The organism is Citrobacter sp. LJND-P06, from assembly GCF_058188415.1.
In genome coordinates, this window is the sequence record NZ_CP187317.1 from 839,081 (window position 1) to 860,527 (window position 21,447).

Below are 21,447 nucleotides of genomic sequence, written 5' to 3' on the forward strand. Positions count from 1 at the left end.
GAAAATTATTTAAATTTAGCCGCAGCCATTGTCGGAATTAAAAAATGCATAATCAGGAAACCCAGCAGATAGGCAAATCCGCCCATCAGGAAAATAGACCAATAGTTGCCTGTTGCTTGCAGGATATGGCCTGTTGCCTGTGTAAAGAGAATTGAACCGAGAGAACCAATTAAGCAGCCAATACCGACAACGGCACCCACAGCCTGTTTAGGGAACATATCCGATACGCTGGTATAAAGATTGACTGACCAGCCCTGATGCGCTGCAACAGCAAGTCCAATCAGCGAAACCGCGACCCAAAGATTAGACGCATTCGAAACCAACAAAATAGGCAGCACGCAGGTGGCGCAGAGCAATAACGTTAATTTGCGCGCCTTATTGACAGCCATACCGCGATTCACCATCCATGCCGGGAGATATCCGCCAGCAAGACCCCCGATGGTTGCCAAAATATTGATTAAAACCAAAGGCATTGCCATATGAGCCATATCAATACCGCGGGCATCATGCAGCCACTTCGGTAACCAGAACAGGAAGAACCAGAAGATCGGGTCAGTCAGAAACTTACAAATGGCAAATGCCCAGGTTTGTTTATATTTCAGCAGCCCCAACCAGCTAATTTTTTGCTGTGATTGTTCGGTGCTGCCCGCGTCATCATCCTGATTAATCCAGGCTAACTCTTCTTCGTTTACTTTTTTTACTTTCTCCGGTTTTCCGTATAAAAATAACCAGAAAACAATCCAGATAAACCCGACCGCACCGGTTACGACGAACGCTTCACGCCATCCCCATTGCAAGGCAATCCAGGGAATAATGATGGGGGCAAAAATATTACCGACATTGGAGCCCGCATTAAAAATACCGGTCGCAAAGGCACGTTCTCGTTTCGGGAACCATTCAGCGGCAACCTTTACTGCGGAAGGAAAGTTGGCGCTTTCCCCCAGCCCAAGGAATATACGGGCGTAAATGAATCCAATCACGGTGCCGACCATACCATGTGCCATCGCCGCCACACTCCAGAGTGCCAGAGCGATAGGTAAGACCAGGCGGGCACCATAAACATCAACGATACGTCCACACAGGAATAAACCTAACGCATAGGCGGCCTGAAATGCCGTCACAATATTGCCGTATTCAATTTCGTTCCAGCCAATATCTTTTTGTAACATTGGCGCGAGTAACCCTAAAATAGATCTATCAAGGTTATTTATGGTGACTGAAAAAAAGAGTAACGCGCAAATTGTCCATCGATATCGACTGGTTGTAGAACTCATCTTTACTGCTTGATTACTGACACCACTTTGCAACTGCCCCATCGTATTTCCTCCGTCACGATATGAGAACTTTTCCAAACAGACCCAGCTAAAATTACGTTCAGCCAGTGTAAGTGACCTGGTCTGAGTCCGTGACGGGTTAGAAAGAGAATTGAGATCCCTGAAGTCCTGCCATAATTTTATGTGAGTAATATCGCTACCCAGGGTTGTTAATGTGATGCAGATCACTACGATAAAATTTATTATGAGATGCTGGTCACACTGAAAGGCTCAACATTTTAGACTTTTGTCACATTTACTTGTTTTTTCCTCACTCTCAGTCTTCTGATCCCAAGGATCGCCATCAAGCCCGGTTTTTGAGCCGTTATTCTTCAGCAACACCTCTTTTATGAAGGATATCTCATGCTGGAAAAATCTGACCTGGCAGAAAATGCCGTTGAATGCCTACACAACGAGCAATATGACCAGCCCTACAACGCGCAGAATCTTAACCATACCAATCTGTTGTTTACTGGCGGTCGCGAGTGCGAAAGTCTGAGCGGGGAATGGCGATTCACGCTGGATCTTCACGACACCGGGCTACGGCAAAAATGGCATCTCCTGGAGAAGCGCGATGCTGAAACGCGCCGGGATCCTTACGATTACGATCCTTTTGCCGGTGATACCGTTCCAGTGCCGGGATGTTGGCAGATGATGAACGAAAAATGGTTCTATTTTGAGGGCAGTGCGTGGTACACCCGCGAAATCGACTATATTGTTCAGGACGCTGATGAACGCATTTTCTTACGCGTTGGCGCCGCCAACTACGATTGCAAAGTTTTCCTCAATCATCAGTTCATCGGCAATCATTACGGTGGCTCCACCCCATTTTGTGCTGAGTTAACGCCGCTATTACAACCAGGCAATAATGTGCTGATGCTGTGCGTGAATAATAATCGCACCACCGACAGGCTTCCTCTGAGAAATAACGACTGGTTTAACTATGGCGGAATTTATCGTGAAATCGATATTATCCGAACGCCGCAAACCTATATTCGGGATCTGTTTGTCTATTTAGTCCCCGATGGAAACTATAATCGAATTGCCGTGAGAATAGCGGTTGAAGGCGATGCGACGGAGGTCAATGTCACCCTCGCTGAATTGGGTATCTGCGTGAATCTGCCGGTGATTGACGGGGTTGCTGAAGCGACATTGTCTGCTGAGCCGCAGCTCTGGTCGCCTGAGCATCCTAAATTGTATCGGGTCATGGCGACGCTGGGACGTGACTGTGTTAGCGACCGCGTGGGATTCAGGCACATTGAGGTTGTGGGGACGGATATTCGTCTTAACGGCAAGTCGCTCTATCTGCGAGGCGTCAATTGCCATGAAGATGATGTCCTGTTAGGGAAAATGACCAACGAAGCGGATATTCGCCGCCGTTTTCAGGATGCCAAAGAACTCAACTGCAACTACCTGCGACTGGCGCATTATCCTCACCATGAGATGGCCGCGCGTATTGCGGATGAGGTGGGCTTGTTGCTCTGGGAGGAAATTCCAAACTACTGGGCCATCGATTTTAAAAATCCGGCAACCCAACGCGATGCGCATAATCAGTTGATGGAGCTTATTTACCGTGACCGAAATCGTGCCAGCGTGATTATCTGGTCAGTCGGTAATGAAAATGCCGATACCGATGAGCGACTGAATTTTATGACTTCGCTGGTTGATGCCGCCCGCCAGGCCGATCCCAGCCGTTTGATTTCTGCCGCTTGCCTGGTCAATCATGCCAAAATGAAAATTGAAGATCGTCTGGCCGATTTTCTCGACATCATCGGACTGAACGAATATTACGGTTGGTATGAAGAGAATTTTGATGATCTGATTGTACTGGGAGAAAATTCGTCACCCACAAAACCGGTGGTCATTACTGAAACAGGGGCCGAAGGTGTGATAGGCGATCATGCGCCTCAGTCAGGGCCGTTCTCGGAAAATTATATGGCGGATGTGTATCGTAAGCAGACCGAGTATTTGCCAAAACTTAATTATGTCCGTGGTTTTACCCCGTGGCTATTGTATGACTACCGTACAGAAAGACGCCAGAATCCTTACCAGAAAGGATTCAACTGTAAGGGGCTGATTACTGCTGACAAAATAACACGCAAAAAGGCATTTTATGTGCTGCGCGATTTTTATCAGCAGCTCAAAAATGCCGGGTAATAAGATAACACTGTTAGTTTAAGACCGAGATATCCGGGGCGACCACCGGGTTTGGCGTCCCACCGGGAACCAAATCCCGGTGTTTCCCCTAATTCATTGACTTAAGTGAACGGTGTTAAGTCATTAGCGGATTAATCTGCTGTCAGACTTTCTGCCAGGCTAAGTAGCCTGGCAGGATCAAATAACATGGCCAGATAATGGGGTTGCTGTTGTTCTTCTTTATCGAGCCATTCGGAAATTCGATGGGCTAACAAGCGTAGTTGATTAACTTCTTTGGTTAACTCAAATAAAGAGATGCCACTTTGATTTCCGTAGCGATCTAACATCATTTTCATGGCAACGCATCGAGCGACGCCATTAAACATCTCGGTGTAGTAGGGGACGCGTTCCCAGACGCGTTTGAACAGATCCCTTTTCTCTTCCGACATCGTAATCGAATGTATTATTTGATGTAGTCGGTTGCGGGAATCTTGTGCCAAAAAAATGGCCCGTTGCTTTTCTAATAATAATTGCTGGTATTGTTCGCGTCCGGTGTCGGGATCGCCCATCGGGAATAATACCGACATCGTATAATCGTCAGAATGGCGTAAATGTAACTGAAGCTGTTTTACGGCCTGGGCATAGTTTTCAGGTACCTGGCTGTAATGGTGTAAAACATGCCCCAGGATATAGGGTGTTTTTCTCATCCATTCATAGCTACAGGTATACAATTGATGAAAGGTGTTTAATTCAGCCATTCCCACTTTATGCCCTAACATATCGGTGAGCCAGCAGTGAAACGCCTGTTTTTCAGACATAAATATTTCACGGCCAAACATGGCTAAACCATGTAAATTCACTGAATTTACCGAGTTGATCAAGGAACTGTTAGAGATCCATTCCCAACTGAGCCGACCCGTAATCGCTTCCAGATGCTCGCCAGCCATGCTTTCGACCCAGCTTAGCCGACCCTGAATCTCTTCTAATAAGTAGCAAGGCAACAGTGTCCAGCCGTACTCCAGCCCCCACATATCAAATTCAATCCACTTGACCCGCCCTTCAAGTTGAGTCAGCAAAGGGTTATTCACAAAGCCGGGGCGATAACCATGCGCCACGGCCTTAATTGACACCCGTACATCCGGTGGTAATACCTTTAACGCATTCACTAATTGCCATGATGCTGCCTCGTCCTCCATATAGTCACGCAGCACCATTTTCTTGCCGAGGCTTCGCAGGGTTTGATAAAGGTAAGGGATTGTCGTGACCCAACTGGCTTTGTAGGGTTGATGTCGGGGAAGATTAACAATTATGCCATCAATACCGGATAATTGTTGCAAGGCTTCAAAGAGCGCCTGCTGATAAAAGTTTTTCCAGAAAACTTCATCTGCACTACTATTTTCAATTAATGCATATTCGGGATACTTTTCTTGTATTTTTCCATCCCGGGGCAGGGCTTCACCTTGTAACCAAACACCAATACCTGATGCCCGACAGTAACGGCATAAACGTTGCAGATATAATAAATGTTCCTGACGCTCGCGTAGCAGATTTTCACGGCCATGTTGACAATAAACTGAGGGTGAGACTAATAAAGATAATAAATTCTGCTGGTTAATGACCAGTCCATTAAATTGGTCACGAACCATCACCGCAATAACACTCTGCAAATATGGCCAGTGCCAGATCAGCGAAGAATTCACTTCTAATAAACGAAGCGGAATAGAGGTCTGCACTTAAAGAAACCACGCGAACAATGTTAACCATACCTTCTATTTTATAGCCGTTGCTTCTGTCGCACCAGAGTTAGTTAGGGCCAATAGCAGATTAAAACACTGTGGAAAAGTCGAATGAAAATCAAAAATAGGGTGAGTCCCGGCGGATGTTCTCATTTTTTAAAATATCATTTTGGTGAATGTATCGTAGTCACCAGACGCGCACAGGACTATGCTTAGTCTCGACACCCTAAAAACAACAGAGGCAATGTCATGGATAAAGAACTACTGGAAGCGGGGTTCCGGGCTTATACCGGTGAGAAAATAGATGTCTACTTCAATACGCAGATTTGCCAGCACTCGGGGAACTGCGTGCGCGGCAGCGCGAAGCTTTTTAACCTGAAACGCAAACCGTGGATTATCCCGGATGAAGTGGATGTCGCCACGGTGGTCAGAGTGATTGATACGTGCCCGAGCGGCGCGCTGAAGTATCGGCATAAATAAGCGAGCGACGAATGGAAATACTTGAAGGTCATAACAAATTTTATGTTAACGATGCTGAAGGCACTCAGGTTGCGGAGATTGTATTTGTACCGACAGGGGAGCATCTGAGCATCATTGAGCATACCGATGTCGATCCCAGTCTGAAAGGGCAGGGGGTAGGTAAAAAACTGGTGGCGAAAGTGGTGGAAAAAATGCGCCAGGAAAACCGCAAGGTCATTCCGCTCTGCCCGTTTGCGAAACACGAATTTGATAATACTCGTGAGTATGACGATATCCGCGCCTGAGTAGGATTTCCCGCCGGATAGGGCACCGCCGCCATCCGGCATATCATTCCCGGTGCAGCAGATCCTGATAAATTCCCGTCAGCACCCCTTGTGAGCCAAATTCCTTTTTAATCCACTGGGTCACGCGGCCTGTAGCCGAATGCTGAGTCGCCAGCAACATACGTGAGTCCTGACGAGGGTTGTGGATCTGACGCGTCACCAGCAGTGATTTTTCCATCGCTTCCCGCACCATGTAGTCTGGCAAAAAGCCAATCCCTTCCCCCAGAATCTGACACTGGCACTTGGTGTTGAAATCTGGCACCAGAATCGACTCCTGACCATGCAGCAACCAGCCCACTTTTTTATTAATCGTGTGCGCCGTATCTTCGACCATGATGTTTGGGTACAAGCGCAGTTGGCTCTCGGAAATGGGCTCCGGCATAAAGGCCAACGGATGATCCGGGGCGATAGCAAACGCCCAACGGATAGCGCCGATTTCGGTGTAGTCGATACCGCCGCCGTCGAGCAGCGTGTCCGGCGCGCCAATCGCGATGTTGGCCTGGTTATTGATAATGGAATCCCAGACGCCGTTGTACACCTCGGTCGTCACCGTTATCTGGCAGGTTGGAAACTGCTTTTTCAGTACCTGCAACAGTCGGGCGGTATGTTTTGGGGTATAGAGCAACTGGTTGATGCAAATGCGCACTCGCGCTTCAATGCCCTGGGCAATGGTGTCAATACTGCGCTTGATGGCGTGGAAGTCGTTCAGCAGGTCGGTCGCTTTGCGAAAGAAATAGCGGCCGGACTCGGTTAGCTCAATGCTGCGCGTGTTGCGGGTAAACAGCACAACATCAAGTCCCATTTCCATCCGCTTGATGGTGTAGCTAATGGCTGAGGTGGTTACGCCAAGCTCTTCGGCGGCCTTACTAAAACTGCCATAGCGGGCAGCCATCGTGAAGGCCAGCAGATTCTCCTCGGTAAAAATTGAATTCATCCTTCTCCCCTCATGCCCTGAGTGTACCGTCTGTCATGCAGCGATTGTTGAATGTATTTGTAATCCTTATGGCAGACAATCAGTTTTGAACGAAATTTAACACTAAAGTTACATTTGATTTGAAGAGAATCACACTTCTGAACTTTAGTGACAGGCCACACGCTGTGCTGCCTGGCGCGGGGCGCTTACGCATTACCACTAAGGATAGAAAGGAGGCTAACGATAAGAGAAAGGTTGCACTGCCGCACATTTTGTCTTTATTGTGGAATTTATTTCAATAATCGACGCACTTACGATGAATGAAATTTAAGCGGATGTTTTTCTCATCACTCTGTTGCTATTCTCAGGCTATCGGAATTGCAAGAAGTCTAAAAACTGCAGGAGAGGGAATATGTCTGAGAACGAACTCATTACAGAATTTCTGCTAGCAGCAGAGCAGGGCAATGCTGAAGGATTAAAATCCTGTCTCGACAATAATGTGGATATTAACGCCACGAATCGTCAGGGACGTACTGCAATTATTATTGCCAGTCTGAATAAACACTACGAGTGTGTGTCTTTATTGATTGCGGCAGGTGCGGATATTAATAAGCAGGATCAAACCTGTTTTAACCCTTTCCTCATCAGTTGCCTGACCAACGATTTAACCCTGCTGCGAACGGTATTACCTGCCAACCCTGATCTCGACCGTCTGAGCCGTTTTGGCGGTGTGGGAATTACGCCCGCCAGCGAAAAAGGTCACGTCGAGATTGTCCGTGAACTGCTAACGCGAACGAATATTAACGTCAACCACACCAATTTTGTTGGCTGGACGCCGCTTCTGGAAGCCATTGTGCTAAATGATGGCGGCGCAAAACAGCAGGAAATCGTCAAGCTGCTGCTGGACAACGGTGCGAACCCACACATGACGGACAAGTACGGTAAAACCCCGCTGGAACTGGCGCAGGAGAAGGGGTATCACGAGATTGCCGAACTGTTGATTGCCGCAGGCGCCTGACGGAGGAATACCATTATCGCATCGCCATTACGGCAATGCGTCAGGGCGTTAACGGCAGATAGCGCGTTTCTCGCACAGCGAATGGAGGGACGGGTTGAACAGGTTTTTTCCCGGGCGGTAAACCTGCTCATTCCCGGACAGCAGCGCTTACTGACACTCCTCAGTGAACGCTGTGACAACGCCCCCAATAGCTGCCGTCTGGCGCTGACACATTGCAACCACCTGTTCCGCCCAGGTGAACAGGTCAGATTTACGGCGTCAGGGTTAGCAATAGGCGATGATAAATGGATTGAAACCGTTGCCTGCACGCGCTGGTTGATGCCTGAAATATCACTGAGCGCAGACTGTTTTACCGCCATTCCCTGGCGACGCTGGGCCGGGACGCTGTATCAGCATCTCGGATGTGACGACACTCTGTTTTTGTATACCGGCGATAATCCCTTTTATCGCGAATTAGCCAGAGAATTGCAGCAGCGCCGCCAATATTTACTTTCTGCGTTGCAGCAACAACAAAATATGACGGATTCGATTACCCGCCTAATCGGTCTTGGAATCGGATTAACGCCGTCATCTGATGATTATTTAGTAGGCCTGAGCATTATTTTATTTATCCGCGGACATCCGCTGGAAAAATATCAGGACACATTTTTAACAGCCTTACGATACGCCGGAAAAAATACCACACTGTTCAGCAAAATAACGCTGGAGGAGGCTTTTCATCGACGTTATCGGGAAAGTATTACGCGACTGGTAAAAAACATTATTACCGGGTCAGATGATTTTTCTACCCACATTATTACCGACATTAAAAATATCGGTTCAAGTTCTGGCTGCGACATGCTTTACGGCATGGCGGATGCCTGCGCGTTGAGCCACTGCTCTGGAGGGAATTATGTCTATCAGGATAGTTGTTAAAAAGAACACGTATTTTGATTCTGTCTCGCTGATGTCCATCTCCACCCGCGCCAATAAGCTGGAAGGTGTGGAACAGGCGTTTGTGGCGATGGCAACAGAGATGAATAAAGGCGTACTGAAAAATCTCGGTCTGCTGACGTCAGAGTTGAATGAGGCAAAAAGCGGCGATCTGATGATTGTGATTAAGGGGGCCAGCGACGCGGCGAACGAGCAAACCCTGGTCGCCATTGATGCGTTATTCACACATAAAGAACAGGGCGGCCAACATGAAGCGCGTTACGCCACCCTCGCCAGCGCGAAAACGCATGTGCCAGACAGCAACCTGGCGGTGATCTCGGTCAACGGGTTATTTGCGGCGCGCGAAGCCCGGCAGGCACTGCAAAACAACCTTAATGTGATGCTTTTCTCCGACAATGTCTCCATTGAGGATGAACTGGCGCTCAAGCAACTGGCGCACGAAAAAGGGTTGCTAATGATGGGGCCGGATTGCGGCACAGCCATCATCAACGGTACGGCGCTGTGCTTTGGCAACGCCGTGCGTCGCGGCAATATCGGTATTGTGGGCGCATCGGGAACCGGTAGCCAGGAACTGAGCGTACGTATCCACGAATTTGGCGGGGGGATATCCCAGCTTATCGGCACCGGCGGGCGCGATCTGAGTGAAAAGATCGGCGGTCTGATGATGCTGGATGCCATCGGTATGCTGGAAGCCGACCCGCAAACAGACATTATCGCGCTGATCTCCAAACCCCCTGCGCCTGCCGTTGCCCGCAAGGTGCTGGAACGCGCGCGCAATTGTCAGAAACCGGTAGTGGTCTGTTTCCTCGGTCGTGAAGCACCGCCCGCAGACGAAAACGGTCTGCTGTTTGCGCGCGGAACCAAAGAGGCGGCGCTGAAAGCGGTGCTGCTGACGGGCGTGAAAAAAGAGAGTCTGGATCTCCATCCGCTCAACTGGCCGCTGATCGAAGAGGTGCGCGCCCGCCTGACGCCGCAGCAAAAATACATTCGTGGACTGTTCTGCGGCGGCACGCTGTGCGACGAAGCCATGTTCGCCGCGATGGAAAAACATGACGAGGTTTATAGCAATATCCACCCGGATCCGAGCCGTCGTCTGACGGATCTCAATCGCAGCGTGGCGCATACCTTCCTCGATTTTGGCGATGACGATTTTACCAACGGCAAGCCGCACCCGATGATCGACCCCACCAATCGCATCAGCCGCCTGTTACAGGAAGCGCGCGATCCACAAGTCGGCGTGATCGTGATGGATTTTGTGCTCGGGTTCGGATCGCACGAGGATCCGGTCGGCGTCATGATCGATGCTATCAAAGAGGCGAAGGCGATTGCCGCCGCAGAAGGACGTCCGCTGGAAATTTTGGGTTATGTGCTTGGCACCGATCTCGATACGCCGTCGCTGGAAAAACAGTGCCAGATGCTGACGGACGCTGGCGTGATTTGGGCGAGCAGCAGCACCAATACCGGATTGCTGGCGCGTGAATTTGTTTGCAAAGGGGAGGAAGCCTGATGAGCCAGTCACTGTTTAACCAGCCACTCAATGTGATCAACGTCGGCATTGCCATGTTCAGCGATGATCTGAAAAAACAGCATGTACCGGTCACTCAACTCGACTGGACGCCGCCGGGTCAGGGCAACATGCAGGTTGTCGGCGCGCTGGATGATATTACCGATTCTCCGCTGGCGGAAAAAATTGCCGCCGCCAACCAGCAGGCGCTGGAACGCATTATTCAGTCCCATCCGGTACTGATTGGCTACGACCAGGCGATCAACGTCGTTCCGGGAATGACCCGCAAAACCATTCTCCACGCGGGCCCGCCGATTCGCTGGGAAAAAATGTGCGGTGCGATGAAAGGCGCCGTGACGGGAGCGCTGGTATTTGAAGGGCTGGCGAGCGATCTGGAACAGGCCGCAGAGCTTGCTGCTTCCGGTGAAATCACTTTCTCGCCCTGCCATGAGCACGACTGCGTGGGGTCGATGGCTGGGGTCACTTCCGCCTCGATGTTTATGCACATCGTGGAGAACAAAACCTACGGCAATCGCGCGTATACCAACATGAGCGAGCAGATGGCGAAGATCCTGCGCATGGGCGCTAACGATCAGAGCGTCATCGACCGTCTGGTGTGGATGCGCGATGTGATGGGGCCGATGTTGCGTGATGCCATGAAACTGGCGGGTGAAATCGATCTGCGACTGATGCTGGCGCAGGCGTTGCATATGGGCGATGAATGCCATAACCGCAACAACGCAGGCACCGCGCTGCTGATTCAGGCCCTGACGCCGTGGATTATTCAGACCGGGTATCCGGTGGCGCAGCAGCGTGAAGTGTTTGAGTTCGTCGCCAGCAGCGACTATTTCTCCGGCCCGACATGGATGGCGATGTGTAAAGCCGCGATGGATGCCGCTCACGGCATTGAGTACAGCACCGTCGTGACCACCATGGCGCGTAACGGCGTGGAGTTTGGTCTGCGCATCAGCGGTCTGCCAGGACACTGGTTCACCGGCCCGGCACAGCAGGTGATAGGCCCGATGTTCGCCGGTTATAAGCCAGAGGACTCCGGGCGTGATATCGGCGACAGCGCCATCACGGAAACCTACGGCATCGGGGGTTTTGCCATGGCAACCGCGCCCGCCATCGTGGCGCTGGTGGGAGGCACGGTGGAAGAAGCCGTCGATTTCTCCCGCCAGATGAGAGAGATAACGCTGGGCGAAAATCCGAACGTCACCATTCCACTGCTGGGCTTTATGGGGATCCCTACGGCTATCGACATTACGCGTGTCGGCAGTACCGGCATTTTGCCGGTTATCAATACCGCTATAGCGCACAAAGATGCGGGGATCGGCATGATCGGCGCTGGCATTGTCCACCCGCCGTTCGCCTGCTTTGAGAAGGCGATTCTGAGCTGGCGTGACCGCTACTGCCAATAACAACCACAGGGGCTAACAGCCGTTAGCCCCTGTGTCGCAAAGCTAATAACGTTGTTCACCTGCAGGGCCGGGCGATCGTCGGGATCGCAAATGATGCTTAACCTGTGAAGGATATTCCATGAACAGAATAAAACTAGAGTGGAAACGTGGTGACTGGGCCGCCTACTTCGGGCTGATGACCAACAATCTGACTAACCTGCTGACGATGATGGGGCTCCTCATCTTTGTTGTGGGGATCCCTAAAGAGATAGTCTATGGCCGCATTGCGCCTGCTTTTGGCCTGGCGGTGCTGGTGGCGAGTATCTTTTATGCCTGGTTTGCCATGCAGATGGCAAAACAGACGGGACGTACCGATGTGACGGCGCTGCCTTCGGGGCCGAGCGCGCCGTCGATCTTTACCGTAACTTTCCTCGTACTGATGCCGGTTTATCAGCAAACTCAGGATGCCGAGTTCGCCATTCAGATAGGCCTGGTCTGGTGTTTTGTTGAAGCGATGATCCTGGCGGGCGGTTCTTTCCTCGGCGAAACCATCCGTAAGATGATCCCGCGTACCGTACTGCTCTCCTGTCTCTCCGGCCTTGGTTTATTGCTGCTGGCAATGAACCCGATGTTGCAGGCTTTTGAAGCGCCAACGGTTTCCTTCATCGTCTTGCTGCTGATCTTTATTAACTGGTTTGGCAAAAAGCCTATCTTTGCGCGTATTCCTACCGGTCTGTTACTGCTGATTGCCGGTACTGCGCTGGCGTGGATTTCCGGTCTGCAAAGCCCGGAAGCGATTAAAGCGTCGATGTCTTCTTTCGGTTTTAACCCGCCGGAAATCCATGTCGATAGCTTCCTGCAAGGGCTGCCACATGCGCTGCCGTACCTGGCCTCGGCGGTGCCGTTGGGGCTGGCGAACTACATTTTTGACCTCGAAAACATCGAAAGCGCCCACGCCGCTGGCGATGAGTACAACACCCGCAAAGTGATGCTGGCGAACGGGCTTTCTTCCATGCTCGGCTGTTTGATGGGGAACCCGTTCCCGGTCACCGTTTATGTGGGACATGCCGGGTGGAAAGCGATGGGCGCCAGCATTGGTTATACCCTGGCGTCGGGCGTCACCATGTTCCTCGTCCCGCTGTTTGGACTGGGGGCATTTATGCTCGCCATTATTCCGATGACCGCCATCGTGCCGATTCTGGTCTTTATCGGCGTGGTCACCGCCAACCAGGTGGTGCGCGAAACGCCAAAAATAGAGGTACCGGTCATTTTCATCTGTCTGTTCCCGTGGATTGCGAACTGGGCGCTGACCATCGTGAATAGCGTGATGGGGGCGGCGGGAACGTCGGCGGCGAAGCTGGGCAGCGATCTGTTGCACAGTAAAGGCGTCTATTACGACGGACTGGTGCATCTTGGCAACGGCGCGCCGCTCGCCAGTATGCTGTGGGGCTGTATTGCCATCTTCGCGATTATCAATAAACCACTACGTGGCGCGGTGGCTGCCGCCTGTGGCGCGCTGCTGTCGCTGTTTGGGGTTATCCATTCACCGATGGTGGGGATTGCCGAAGGCACTTCACTGATGTTCGTCCTCGCCTATCTGATGGTGAGCGGCGTGTTTGTACTGAAGCATTTTCTCGATAGTCGGGAAGCGGTGACTGATACCGCGCAAGAACCGACGAAAACCACCTGAATACGTTGATGGGATGAAGACACGATGAAAGAACTTGTGGTCGTTGCCATTGGCGGCAACAGCATTATCAAAGATAACGCCAGCCAGTCGATTGAACATCAGGCTGAGGCGGTGAAAGCAGTGGCGGATACGGTGCTGGAGATGCTGGCATCGGATTACAACATTGTGCTGACCCACGGTAACGGGCCGCAGGTGGGATTGGATCTGCGCCGTGCGGAAATCGCCCATGAACGCGAAGGGCTGCCGTTAACCCCGCTGGCGAACTGCGTGGCGGATACTCAGGGCGGTATCGGTTATCTGATCCAGCAGGCGTTGAACAACCGGCTGGCGCGTCATGGGGAACAGAAAGCGGTGACCGTCGTGACGCAGGTGGAGGTGGACAAAAACGACCCGGGTTTTGCCCACCCCACGAAGCCTATCGGGGCGTTTTTTGACGCCACCCAGCGCGATGAACTGCAACGGGCGAATCCGCAATGGCGTTTTGTGGAGGATTCCGGTCGCGGCTATCGTCGTGTAGTCGCCTCACCGGAGCCGAAACGCATTGTCGAAGCGGATGCCATTAAAACGCTGACTCAACAAGGTTTTGTGGTGATTGGCGCGGGCGGTGGCGGGATACCGGTAGTGCGAAGCCCGCAGGGCGATTATCACAGCGTGGATGCGGTCATTGATAAAGATCTCTCCACGGCATTGCTGGCCCGCGAGATCCACGCCGACATTCTGGTTATCACCACCGGCGTTGAGAAAGTCTGTATTCACTTTGGCAAACCTGAGCAGCAGGCGCTGGCGCAGGTGGATGTTCCCACCATGACCCGCTATATGCAGGAAGGGCATTTCCCGCCCGGCAGCATGTTGCCCAAAATTGTCGCCAGCCTGGCGTTTCTGCAACAGGGCGGCAAACGGGTGATCATCACCACGCCGGAATGCCTGCCCGCCGCACTGCGCGGCGAAACGGGCACCCATATCGTCCATTCATAAAAGGAAGATACGATGAAGGAAAACAAAAGCCGCCGTGAGTTTCTGAGTCAGAGCGGCAAAATGGTCACCGCCGCCGCACTGTTTGGCGCGGCGGCGCCGGTCGCGTATGCTGCTAATTCTGTCGGGACAACCGGCGACGGGAAAGGCGCTATGACCATCAACGACACACATTACTATCTGGATAACGTTCTGCTGGAAGCCGGCTTCGATTACGAGAATGCGGTGGCGGTGCATACCCGAACCGAGCTGCAAACCGTTGAGATTCAGGACGGGAAAATTGTTGCGCTCCGCGCCAATAAAAGCCATCCGGATGCGACGCTGGCGCATTACGATGCGGGCGGGAAGCTGATGTTGCCTGCGATGCGCGATATGCACATCCACCTGGATAAAACCTTCTACGGCGGGCCGTGGCGATCGCTGAATCGCCCGGCGGGCACCACCATTCAGGATATGATCGCGCTTGAACAAAAGTTGTTGCCTGAGCTACAGCCGTATACCCAGGAACGGGCAGAAAAGCTGATTGACCTGTTGCAGTCAAAAGGAACCTCTGTAGCACGCAGTCACTGCAATATTGAGCCGGTATCCGGGCTTAAGAACCTTGAGAATTTGCAGGCGGTACTGGCACGTCGCAAACCCGGTTTTGCGTGTGAAATTGTGGCGTTTCCACAGCATGGTTTGCTGCTTTCAAAATCAGAACCGTTGATGCGCGAAGCAATGCAGGCGGGGGCGCACTACGTTGGCGGGCTTGACCCAACCAGCGTGGATGGCGCGATGGAGAAATCCCTCGACACTATGTTCCAGATTGCGCTGGATTATGACAAAGGCGTCGATATTCACCTGCACGAAACCAGCCCGGCGGGCGTTGCGGCGGTGAATTTCATGGTTGAACGGGTAGAAAAAACGCCGCAACTCAAAGGGAAGTTAACCATCAGCCATGCCTTTGCACTCGCCACGCTGAATGAGCAGCAGATCGATACGCTGGCAACCCGAATGGCCGCTCAGCAAATCACTATTGCCTCGACGGTGCCGATTGGCACGTTACATATGCCGCTTAAGCAGTTGCGCGATAAAGGCGTGACGGTGATCACCGGTACGGACAGCGTTATTGATCACTGGTCGCCATATGGCCAGGGCGACATGCTGGAGAAAGCGAACTTGTACGCGCAGCTCTACATTCGTCCTAATGAGCAAAATCTGTCGCGGGCGTTGTTCCTGGCGACGGGGGATGTGTTGCCATTGAATGATAAAGGTGAACGCGTCTGGCCGAAGGCGCAGGATGAAGCCAGTTTTGTGCTGGTGGACGCCTCGTGTTCTGCCGAAGCGGTGGCGCGGATTTCGCCGCGTACCGCGACCTTCCATAAAGGCCAACTGGTGTGGGGGAGCGTCGCCAGCTAATGTGTACGCTCACCGTGGAACCGCGTGTTCCACGGTGAGTGACTCCCGCAACCTATGCTTTATCTGACAATCCCCAGATAGCCATGGATACCCATGTAAATGCCGACCAGTCCAATCAACAGGCTGGACAGGTAAGGGGCTTTTCTGGCGAGACGATTGAACCCGCTCCAGCGTTTAGCCGCCTGCTGGACACTGATTGCCGCTCCGACACCCACAGTCACCAGCGTGAACGCCAGACCCACACTGAAGCAGAGCACCATCGTTGCTCCCAGGGTGAAGGCTTTAAGCTGGATGCAAATCAGCAGTACGGTGATTGCCGCAGGGCAGGGGATAAGCCCGCCGGTCAGACCAAATAACACGATTTGTCCGTTCGTCACTTCTCTGCCGTGAAAGCGGCGCTGGATGTCGTTAGCATGCGCGAGTTCATGGGCATCCTGATACTCTTTTGTACCTGCGGTTAACCCTTCCAGTCCCGCATGGTCATGATGCTCATGCTCATGCTCATGATCATGCTCGTGGTGGTGATGCTCGTGCTCATGGTGGTGATCGTGATGATGATCGTGCTCATGGTGATGATGGTCATGCGCTTCTGTCAGCCAGTTTCGCTCACCTTGCCATGTGCGCCAGAACATCCAGGTCGCGGTTCCCAGAATAATGATCGCGGAAATAAACTGTAGCCAGGGTTCAACCGATTCTGCGGTAAATGCCCGGCTGATATACATGCCCCCAAGCGCGATAAGCCACACAACCGCGGTATGCGAGAGCGTAGCGGCAAGCCCCAACATCACGGCCTGTTTGACGGTGCCTTTAATGGCGATGATAAATGCCGCCATCATCGTCTTGGAATGCCCCGGTTCAAGCCCGTGCAAAATGCCTAACAAAATCGCGCTGGGGATAAAAAACCAGGCATTGCCTTGCTGAAGAAGTGTCGAAAATTCACCCATGAGAATGATTCTTAGTTGTTTTACCTGGTTTCATTCTACTCCCCCCCAGTACTGAATACTACCCCCCAGTAGAAACGCAATGCTATAATCCATAATGATTTATGTTAAGGAGGCATTGTTATGTCACATACAATCAGGGATAAACAAAAGCTTAAAGCGCGTACCAGCAAAATTCAGGGGCAGGTCGTTGCCTTAAAAAAAATGCTGGATGAACCCCATGAATGCGCGGCTGTTTTACAGCAGATCGCAGCGATTCGGGGCGCGGTGAACGGACTTATGCGGGAAGTGATCAAGGGTCATCTGACCGAACATATTGTTCATCAGGGCGATGAAGTAAAGCGCGAAGAAGATTTGGATGTGATCCTGAAAGTGCTGGATTCCTATATCAAATAGCCGGGGGCGCCACCCGACTATGACGGAGTCATTAACAACAAACAGATATTTGGTTCCGGTGCATAATATAACGTTCAACATATTTAAAACCGCTGATCGACTCCAGTGCCAGTAACAGGCAGGAGACGGCTTGCGCTTCTGGCTGAGCAGACTGATGCGCCAAGGGGGCGCTGTGAGCGGCGATATGATTTTGCAGCGCGCTCTCACATAAACGGCGTACCGCGGGGGGAAAAGCCAGTTGATGCAGTGACTGCTCCAGTTCGGCAAAGGCTTCGTCCACCTGCATGGTAAAAATCAATAACAATATTGCGTTTAATGCTTGCGTCTCTTCTTCGTAATATCCCATCTGGATGTCCCTGCATGTGCAAAACATAGTGGCTTCGGACTTTCTTTCCTGAAACCTGTTCCTTGTTGTGTTACCGATGTCTTTGCCAATGAATTAGCGAGCTATCAAATTCTTTCTTTACCATCGGAAAGGGCGATTTCCCCTTTGCAATAGGCAGCGAATGAATAAATAGCGTATTTATTTTTCCCCCCATTCTTTTTTCGATTCGTTGCTTATAAGCATACACACTGCGTATATCCGTATTTAACGCTTGAGCTATTTGATGTGGGTTTTTCCCTGACACCATATTTCCCATAATGGTAAATTCCATCTGCGTGAGTGTATTCCCTTTCGAAAAAGACAAATAACGGCCAATGAAAACTTGCCGTATTTTTTCGTTGGCGATCTCCAGTCCGTCGTCATGGTAGATGACAGCCGACACGGCAGTGTGATTTTTTCGCCAATAGTTTGCTAACGACTGCATATTTCGATCGCTGACCAAAATTATCCCCATCCCGGTACTGGCGAGATACTCGATCCATTCCGTATTCAGAAACAGTCGCAGATAGCTAATCGAAAAATCCACGAAGATATAGCCACTTAATCTGGCGTTGTGATTGTTATTTAAAATACCATCCATGATCCCACGATTAAAATAAATACTTTGTTCTGGCCACATGCAAAAACATGCATTGGTGCAGTACTGTAATCGCGGTGATTTCTCTGGCATGATATTACAACGTAAAGTACAACTGCTGCAGGTAATGTTTTTTAATTTAACATCCAGCCCCATAAAGAACCTCCCTATCCGTAGATAATTTCATAATTTCATCCGTTTTTAAACCTGTCAATACTCCACAACATGCCGTGTTTCTGTCGTGAAAACATTTAAATATCAAAAATTACGACTTTTCTTACTGATCGTATTTTTTGATTTTTCAAAAAATAATTGAATGCTTGTTTGCATTTGCACATCCAGTCGAGAGAAAGGCACAAGCTCGTAACGCATGTACGGGTCGACCAGGATTTTTATCTATGGTACCAGGAATACTTATATTAAAAAAATGTATGAGATTTATCTCTAAATGGCATCAATAGTTAAAGGTTGTAATTTTGTTAATTTTAACCGTTAGTTTGTAACGCGACTATTGAGTTAGATAAAGAGCAATTTATCTGTTTGTTCGGTTTTTAGTCTTGTCGTAATAATATCCAGGGAAGAGTGAATATTCATCAAAAAGTATCTTAGCTAAGAAAAAGTGATCTTAGTAAAAATTAAAGCGTTTGATTTATAACTATTTTTAGTCATGTTTTTTGATGCTTACCGCATTGGAAGATATTTATAGTGATCTCAATATAAGAATTTTGTAGCATTACATTCACGACATCAATACAAAAAGGGGTACGTGCCTGCCGTGTTAAAATATGCTGGATATTACACTATTAATCACCAGGTTTACTTTCACACTGGCGAACGTACACTTTCAAATAGTGTTACAGATGAAGTGGTTACCCTACAAACGCCTGCGAGCCTGATTCTCTTATGTCTAATAATGAATAATGGGAGCGTCGTTTCGCAGAAAGAACTTATCGCTGCGGGGTGGGGGGAGAAGAACAGTGTGACATCGGCAAATACGTTTTATCAAACCATTCTTATTCTCAGAAACGCATTAGAAGGCATGGGTTTACCCCGCGACATAATCAAAACAATTGCTCGCCGTGGGCTAATGATTTCAGCGGATATTCAGGTTCACGAGGTAGCACAAACACCCCTGGCAGAAACAGCTTTAACGCCACCGGTTGAAGTTCCTGTTGTTGAATCGGTGGCTGATGGGCAGAATAAACCGAAAACACTGCCGTTCCGTTTTCCTCCGTCTGGCCTGTTTCTTTCTTTATCGCTGTTGGTCGCTATTATCGGTGGGGTACTCGGTGTTTTTCCTCTTCACCAGAAATCCTTGTTATCGTCGTATGCTATTTTAGCTACGGATAAATTATCCGCCTGTACTGTATTTCAGAAGGGGGATGATGCGCTGAAAAATCAGTACTTGCAGTTTGTTCGAAAGCATAAAGAATTATGCCGGGAGCATAATTATATCTTTCTTTCTGGAATGGATAGTGCCAAAAATATTGCTGCCGTGATATGCCCACAGGACGTCAGGAAAAAGACTTCTACCAAATGTACAACTTACTATTCGATTAATAATGAAAACTAAAATACTATTGTTCGCTATTGTTGCATTAGTCTCTCTGGCCACAGGGGGAAGCATATGGTATTCAAAGAAAACTAACCCAAGAATAGATTGCAGTGGTTATGCGGTCTGGGATATTGATCATGAGGTATTCTCAGGCGATATTTCTTATCAAATGCATAACCGTCAGGGGATCATTACCCTTACCGGGATATTGAAAACATCTGACTCACAACGTTATAAAGTCAGTCGTGTTATTTACTTCGCCTATGAGAAAATACGTAAACACTATATTCTTACCAGCAGCAGGATTGTTCAGTTCCCTTCCGACAACCTAAAAGACACGGTTGAGTACAAAGCACTCCCCGCATTTTATTTAGCGAGTGGTGTTTCATTTTCGCTGTTGATTAACAAGTATCGGGAAGGTTGGGCGTTTACCACCGTGGGTTCGCCGTCGTTGCTCTGTATGGATGCGAATTAACGAGAAATGAAGGGAGATTTAACGGCTCCCCCCCTTTCAGATGGAGGAGCCGTTAAAAGGGTTGTTAGCCAAAAAACATCACGGAAACGCAGAGCAGGCCGACAATCAGGGTGAGCAGATTACTCAATGAGCGGTAGGGTTTTAGCGTTGGGATCAGATAGGTCGACAGCGTCGGCATGATGAACAAAATCATGGCGATGAGCGGGCCGCTTATCGCGTAAATCATTGAGATTGCATTTGGGTTAATGCAGCAGACAATAAAGGTGATCACCGAAACCAGCATAATGGAAAGCGCGCGATGAAAGGCGCGGCTTTTCTTCACGCCAACCTGTTGCAAGCCAGTTTTCACCACCTCGGTTGCCCCTTCGATCACGCCAAAATAGGTGCCGAGGAATGACTTCGACATGGCGACAACGGCGACAATGATCCCGGAAATAGACAGCCAGGCGGGGGCATTTTGCATCATCGACAGCGCAGACAGAATGGTTACGCCCTCATGTTTTGCCGCTTCGATGTAAGCGGGTGGAATAGAGAGCAGACAACTGAAGACGAAAAACAGCACGCTCAGGCTGATAATCAGGTAGGCGACCTTCATGATTTTTTTGCATTTACCCATGGCCTGCTCGCCATATTTTTCACGTCTGTCGATGGCAAACGTGGAAATAATCGGCGTATGGCTAAAAGCGAAAACCATCACTGGAATAGATATCCATACCTGATGAAGCGTGTGCTTGTCGAACGACATCTGGCTGGTCAATAAAGAGGGCTGCCAGCTTCCGGTCAGATAGAACGAAAGAAACAGAAAGTACGCGATGAGCGGAAACACCAGAAATCCCATCACACGAAGCGTGGCATGGCGTCCCATCAGGAAAATCAGGTTCAGCGTCACCACCACACCCAGACTGACCAGCATACGGATGCGGAGATCTACCTGCAGGTGTTTTGCCACCTGTTCGGTGAGCGAGTTGGTGATCGCCACGGCATAAATTAGCACGACCACAAAGAAGGCAATAAAGTACAGCGTGGTTATCAGGCTACCGATTTTTTTACCGTAGTAGTGTGTGACCGCGCCGGTGATCCCTTCTCCTGCTGAAGTTTTAGAAGAGAGGATGAACTGACACAGCGCTTTGTGCGGCCAGTAAGTCAAAGGCCAGGCGACCAGCGCGGTGATAAACAGAACAATCGCCCCCGCTGAACCCAACTGTATGGGGAGGAAGAGGGTTCCTGCACCTACGGCAGTTCCATATAACGCGAAACTCCAGAGAGTCTCTTCTTTTGACCAAATTTTCGACATTATCTGAA

The 21,447-nt window shown here is 50.1% G+C and carries 20 protein-coding genes; 13 read left to right on the forward strand and 7 right to left on the reverse strand.

Translation table 11 applies throughout. The features are described 5' to 3' along the window. Positions 1 to 5: 5 nt before the first annotated feature. Positions 6 to 1,502 (reverse strand): MFS transporter, encoded by a 1,497-nt coding sequence (locus ACO7SM_RS04035; protein WP_490469790.1) that lies wholly within the window; start codon positions 1,500 to 1,502, stop codon positions 6 to 8. Positions 1,503 to 1,676: 174 nt separating this feature from the next. On the opposite strand from ACO7SM_RS04035, the gene ACO7SM_RS04040 reads away from it, so the two are divergent. After that, positions 1,677 to 3,470: a glycoside hydrolase family 2 protein gene (locus ACO7SM_RS04040; protein ID WP_490469791.1), complete on the forward strand. Its 1,794-nt coding sequence runs from the start codon at positions 1,677 to 1,679 to the stop codon at positions 3,468 to 3,470. 131 nt (positions 3,471 to 3,601) lie between these two features. On the opposite strand, the gene ACO7SM_RS04045 is transcribed toward ACO7SM_RS04040, so the two are convergent. Further along, positions 3,602 to 5,182 carry a hypothetical protein gene (locus tag ACO7SM_RS04045; RefSeq protein ID WP_490469792.1) on the reverse strand — a complete coding sequence of 527 codons (1,581 nt, stop codon included), beginning with the start codon at positions 5,180 to 5,182 and terminating at the stop codon, positions 3,602 to 3,604. A gap of 252 nt (positions 5,183 to 5,434) precedes the next feature. On the opposite strand from ACO7SM_RS04045, the gene yjdI reads away from it, so the two are divergent. Together yjdI and ACO7SM_RS04055 are read left to right on the forward strand one after the other, a co-directional pair. Next, the gene (yjdI, locus tag ACO7SM_RS04050) at positions 5,435 to 5,665 is read left to right on the forward strand and encodes a 4Fe-4S mono-cluster protein YjdI (RefSeq protein WP_490469793.1); all 231 of its coding nucleotides are present in this window, start codon (positions 5,435 to 5,437) and stop codon (positions 5,663 to 5,665) included. A gap of 11 nt (positions 5,666 to 5,676) precedes the next feature. After that, complete coding sequence (locus ACO7SM_RS04055) at positions 5,677 to 5,949, forward strand: GNAT family N-acetyltransferase (RefSeq protein WP_490469794.1); 273 nt, start codon at positions 5,677 to 5,679, stop codon at positions 5,947 to 5,949. Between the two features lie 43 nt (positions 5,950 to 5,992). On the opposite strand, the gene ACO7SM_RS04060 is transcribed toward ACO7SM_RS04055, so the two are convergent. Then, complete coding sequence (locus tag ACO7SM_RS04060) at positions 5,993 to 6,922, reverse strand: LysR substrate-binding domain-containing protein (protein ID WP_490469795.1); 930 nt, start codon at positions 6,920 to 6,922, stop codon at positions 5,993 to 5,995. 391 nt (positions 6,923 to 7,313) lie between these two features. Between ACO7SM_RS04060 and ACO7SM_RS04065 the strand changes: the two genes are divergently transcribed. From ACO7SM_RS04065 to ACO7SM_RS04095, 7 genes are all read left to right on the forward strand, one after another. Continuing rightward, positions 7,314 to 7,919 carry an ankyrin repeat domain-containing protein gene (locus tag ACO7SM_RS04065; protein WP_490469796.1) on the forward strand — a complete coding sequence of 202 codons (606 nt, stop codon included), beginning with the start codon at positions 7,314 to 7,316 and terminating at the stop codon, positions 7,917 to 7,919. 15 nt (positions 7,920 to 7,934) lie between these two features. Further along, the gene (locus ACO7SM_RS04070; RefSeq protein WP_490470862.1) at positions 7,935 to 8,834 is read left to right on the forward strand and encodes an oxamate carbamoyltransferase subunit AllH family protein; all 900 of its coding nucleotides are present in this window, start codon (positions 7,935 to 7,937) and stop codon (positions 8,832 to 8,834) included. Further along, positions 8,812 to 10,359: an acyl-CoA synthetase FdrA gene (fdrA, locus tag ACO7SM_RS04075; protein ID WP_490469797.1), complete on the forward strand. Its 1,548-nt coding sequence runs from the start codon at positions 8,812 to 8,814 to the stop codon at positions 10,357 to 10,359. The genes ACO7SM_RS04070 and fdrA overlap by 23 nt, the downstream gene beginning before the upstream one ends. Further along, the gene (locus ACO7SM_RS04080) at positions 10,359 to 11,777 is read left to right on the forward strand and encodes a YlbE family protein (protein ID WP_490469798.1); all 1,419 of its coding nucleotides are present in this window, start codon (positions 10,359 to 10,361) and stop codon (positions 11,775 to 11,777) included. Before fdrA ends, ACO7SM_RS04080 begins: the two co-directional genes overlap by 1 nt. 118 nt (positions 11,778 to 11,895) lie before the next feature. Next, a complete protein-coding gene (locus ACO7SM_RS04085; RefSeq protein ID WP_490469799.1) occupies positions 11,896 to 13,446 on the forward strand; it encodes a xanthine permease in 1,551 nt (516 codons plus the stop codon). Between the two features lie 24 nt (positions 13,447 to 13,470). After that, positions 13,471 to 14,421 carry a carbamate kinase family protein gene (locus ACO7SM_RS04090; RefSeq protein ID WP_490469800.1) on the forward strand — a complete coding sequence of 317 codons (951 nt, stop codon included), beginning with the start codon at positions 13,471 to 13,473 and terminating at the stop codon, positions 14,419 to 14,421. A gap of 12 nt (positions 14,422 to 14,433) precedes the next feature. Next, positions 14,434 to 15,816, forward strand: a complete 1,383-nt coding sequence (locus tag ACO7SM_RS04095; protein ID WP_490469801.1) for an amidohydrolase family protein — start codon at positions 14,434 to 14,436, stop codon at positions 15,814 to 15,816. Between the two features lie 59 nt (positions 15,817 to 15,875). Here the strand turns inward: ACO7SM_RS04095 and ACO7SM_RS04100 are convergent, their stop codons facing one another. Next, positions 15,876 to 16,760, reverse strand: a complete 885-nt coding sequence (locus tag ACO7SM_RS04100) for a nickel/cobalt efflux protein RcnA (RefSeq protein ID WP_490469802.1) — start codon at positions 16,758 to 16,760, stop codon at positions 15,876 to 15,878. A gap of 120 nt (positions 16,761 to 16,880) precedes the next feature. Here ACO7SM_RS04100 and rcnR point away from each other — a divergent pair, with 120 nt between their 5' ends. Continuing rightward, positions 16,881 to 17,153, forward strand: a complete 273-nt coding sequence (gene rcnR, locus ACO7SM_RS04105) for a Ni(II)/Co(II)-binding transcriptional repressor RcnR (RefSeq protein WP_192613352.1) — start codon at positions 16,881 to 16,883, stop codon at positions 17,151 to 17,153. 31 nt (positions 17,154 to 17,184) lie between these two features. Here the strand turns inward: rcnR and ACO7SM_RS04110 are convergent, their stop codons facing one another. Both ACO7SM_RS04110 and ACO7SM_RS04115 read right to left on the reverse strand, forming a co-directional pair. After that, positions 17,185 to 17,499, reverse strand: a complete 315-nt coding sequence (locus ACO7SM_RS04110; protein ID WP_490469803.1) for a hypothetical protein — start codon at positions 17,497 to 17,499, stop codon at positions 17,185 to 17,187. A 70-nt stretch (positions 17,500 to 17,569) separates the two neighbouring features. Then, entirely contained in the window at positions 17,570 to 18,271 is a 702-nt protein-coding gene (locus ACO7SM_RS04115) for a helix-turn-helix transcriptional regulator (protein ID WP_490469804.1), read from the reverse strand. A 610-nt stretch (positions 18,272 to 18,881) separates the two neighbouring features. Here ACO7SM_RS04115 and ACO7SM_RS04120 point away from each other — a divergent pair. Continuing rightward, positions 18,882 to 19,688 (forward strand): winged helix-turn-helix domain-containing protein, encoded by an 807-nt coding sequence (locus ACO7SM_RS04120; protein ID WP_490469805.1) that lies wholly within the window; start codon positions 18,882 to 18,884, stop codon positions 19,686 to 19,688. Continuing rightward, a complete protein-coding gene (locus ACO7SM_RS04125; RefSeq protein ID WP_490469806.1) occupies positions 19,678 to 20,145 on the forward strand; it encodes a YqeJ family protein in 468 nt (155 codons plus the stop codon). Before ACO7SM_RS04120 ends, ACO7SM_RS04125 begins: the two co-directional genes overlap by 11 nt. A 64-nt stretch (positions 20,146 to 20,209) precedes the next feature. On the opposite strand, the gene ACO7SM_RS04130 is transcribed toward ACO7SM_RS04125, so the two are convergent. Next, the gene (locus tag ACO7SM_RS04130; RefSeq protein ID WP_490469807.1) at positions 20,210 to 21,439 is read right to left on the reverse strand and encodes an amino acid permease; all 1,230 of its coding nucleotides are present in this window, start codon (positions 21,437 to 21,439) and stop codon (positions 20,210 to 20,212) included. Between the last annotated feature and the right edge of the window lie 8 nt (positions 21,440 to 21,447).

Bases quoted from the DNA above. Each gene is read 5' to 3' on its own strand.
- ACO7SM_RS04040 (WP_490469791.1), top strand. From the start codon at position 1,677: ATGCTGGAAAAATCTGACCTGGCAGAAAATGCCGTTGAATGCCTACAC.
- yjdI (WP_490469793.1), top strand. From the start codon at position 5,435: ATGGATAAAGAACTACTGGAAGCGGGGTTCCGGGCTTATACCGGTGAG.
- ACO7SM_RS04055 (WP_490469794.1), top strand. From the start codon at position 5,677: ATGGAAATACTTGAAGGTCATAACAAATTTTATGTTAACGATGCTGAA.
- ACO7SM_RS04060 (WP_490469795.1), bottom strand. From the start codon at position 6,922: ATGAATTCAATTTTTACCGAGGAGAATCTGCTGGCCTTCACGATGGCT.
- ACO7SM_RS04065 (WP_490469796.1), top strand. From the start codon at position 7,314: ATGTCTGAGAACGAACTCATTACAGAATTTCTGCTAGCAGCAGAGCAG.
- fdrA (WP_490469797.1), top strand. From the start codon at position 8,812: ATGTCTATCAGGATAGTTGTTAAAAAGAACACGTATTTTGATTCTGTC.
- ACO7SM_RS04080 (WP_490469798.1), top strand. From the start codon at position 10,359: ATGAGCCAGTCACTGTTTAACCAGCCACTCAATGTGATCAACGTCGGC.
- ACO7SM_RS04085 (WP_490469799.1), top strand. From the start codon at position 11,896: ATGAACAGAATAAAACTAGAGTGGAAACGTGGTGACTGGGCCGCCTAC.
- ACO7SM_RS04090 (WP_490469800.1), top strand. From the start codon at position 13,471: ATGAAAGAACTTGTGGTCGTTGCCATTGGCGGCAACAGCATTATCAAA.
- ACO7SM_RS04095 (WP_490469801.1), top strand. From the start codon at position 14,434: ATGAAGGAAAACAAAAGCCGCCGTGAGTTTCTGAGTCAGAGCGGCAAA.
- ACO7SM_RS04100 (WP_490469802.1), bottom strand. From the start codon at position 16,760: ATGGGTGAATTTTCGACACTTCTTCAGCAAGGCAATGCCTGGTTTTTT.
- rcnR (WP_192613352.1), top strand. From the start codon at position 16,881: ATGTCACATACAATCAGGGATAAACAAAAGCTTAAAGCGCGTACCAGC.
- ACO7SM_RS04110 (WP_490469803.1), bottom strand. From the start codon at position 17,499: ATGGGATATTACGAAGAAGAGACGCAAGCATTAAACGCAATATTGTTA.
- ACO7SM_RS04115 (WP_490469804.1), bottom strand. From the start codon at position 18,271: ATGGGGCTGGATGTTAAATTAAAAAACATTACCTGCAGCAGTTGTACT.
- ACO7SM_RS04125 (WP_490469806.1), top strand. From the start codon at position 19,678: ATGAAAACTAAAATACTATTGTTCGCTATTGTTGCATTAGTCTCTCTG.
- ACO7SM_RS04130 (WP_490469807.1), bottom strand. From the start codon at position 21,439: ATGTCGAAAATTTGGTCAAAAGAAGAGACTCTCTGGAGTTTCGCGTTA.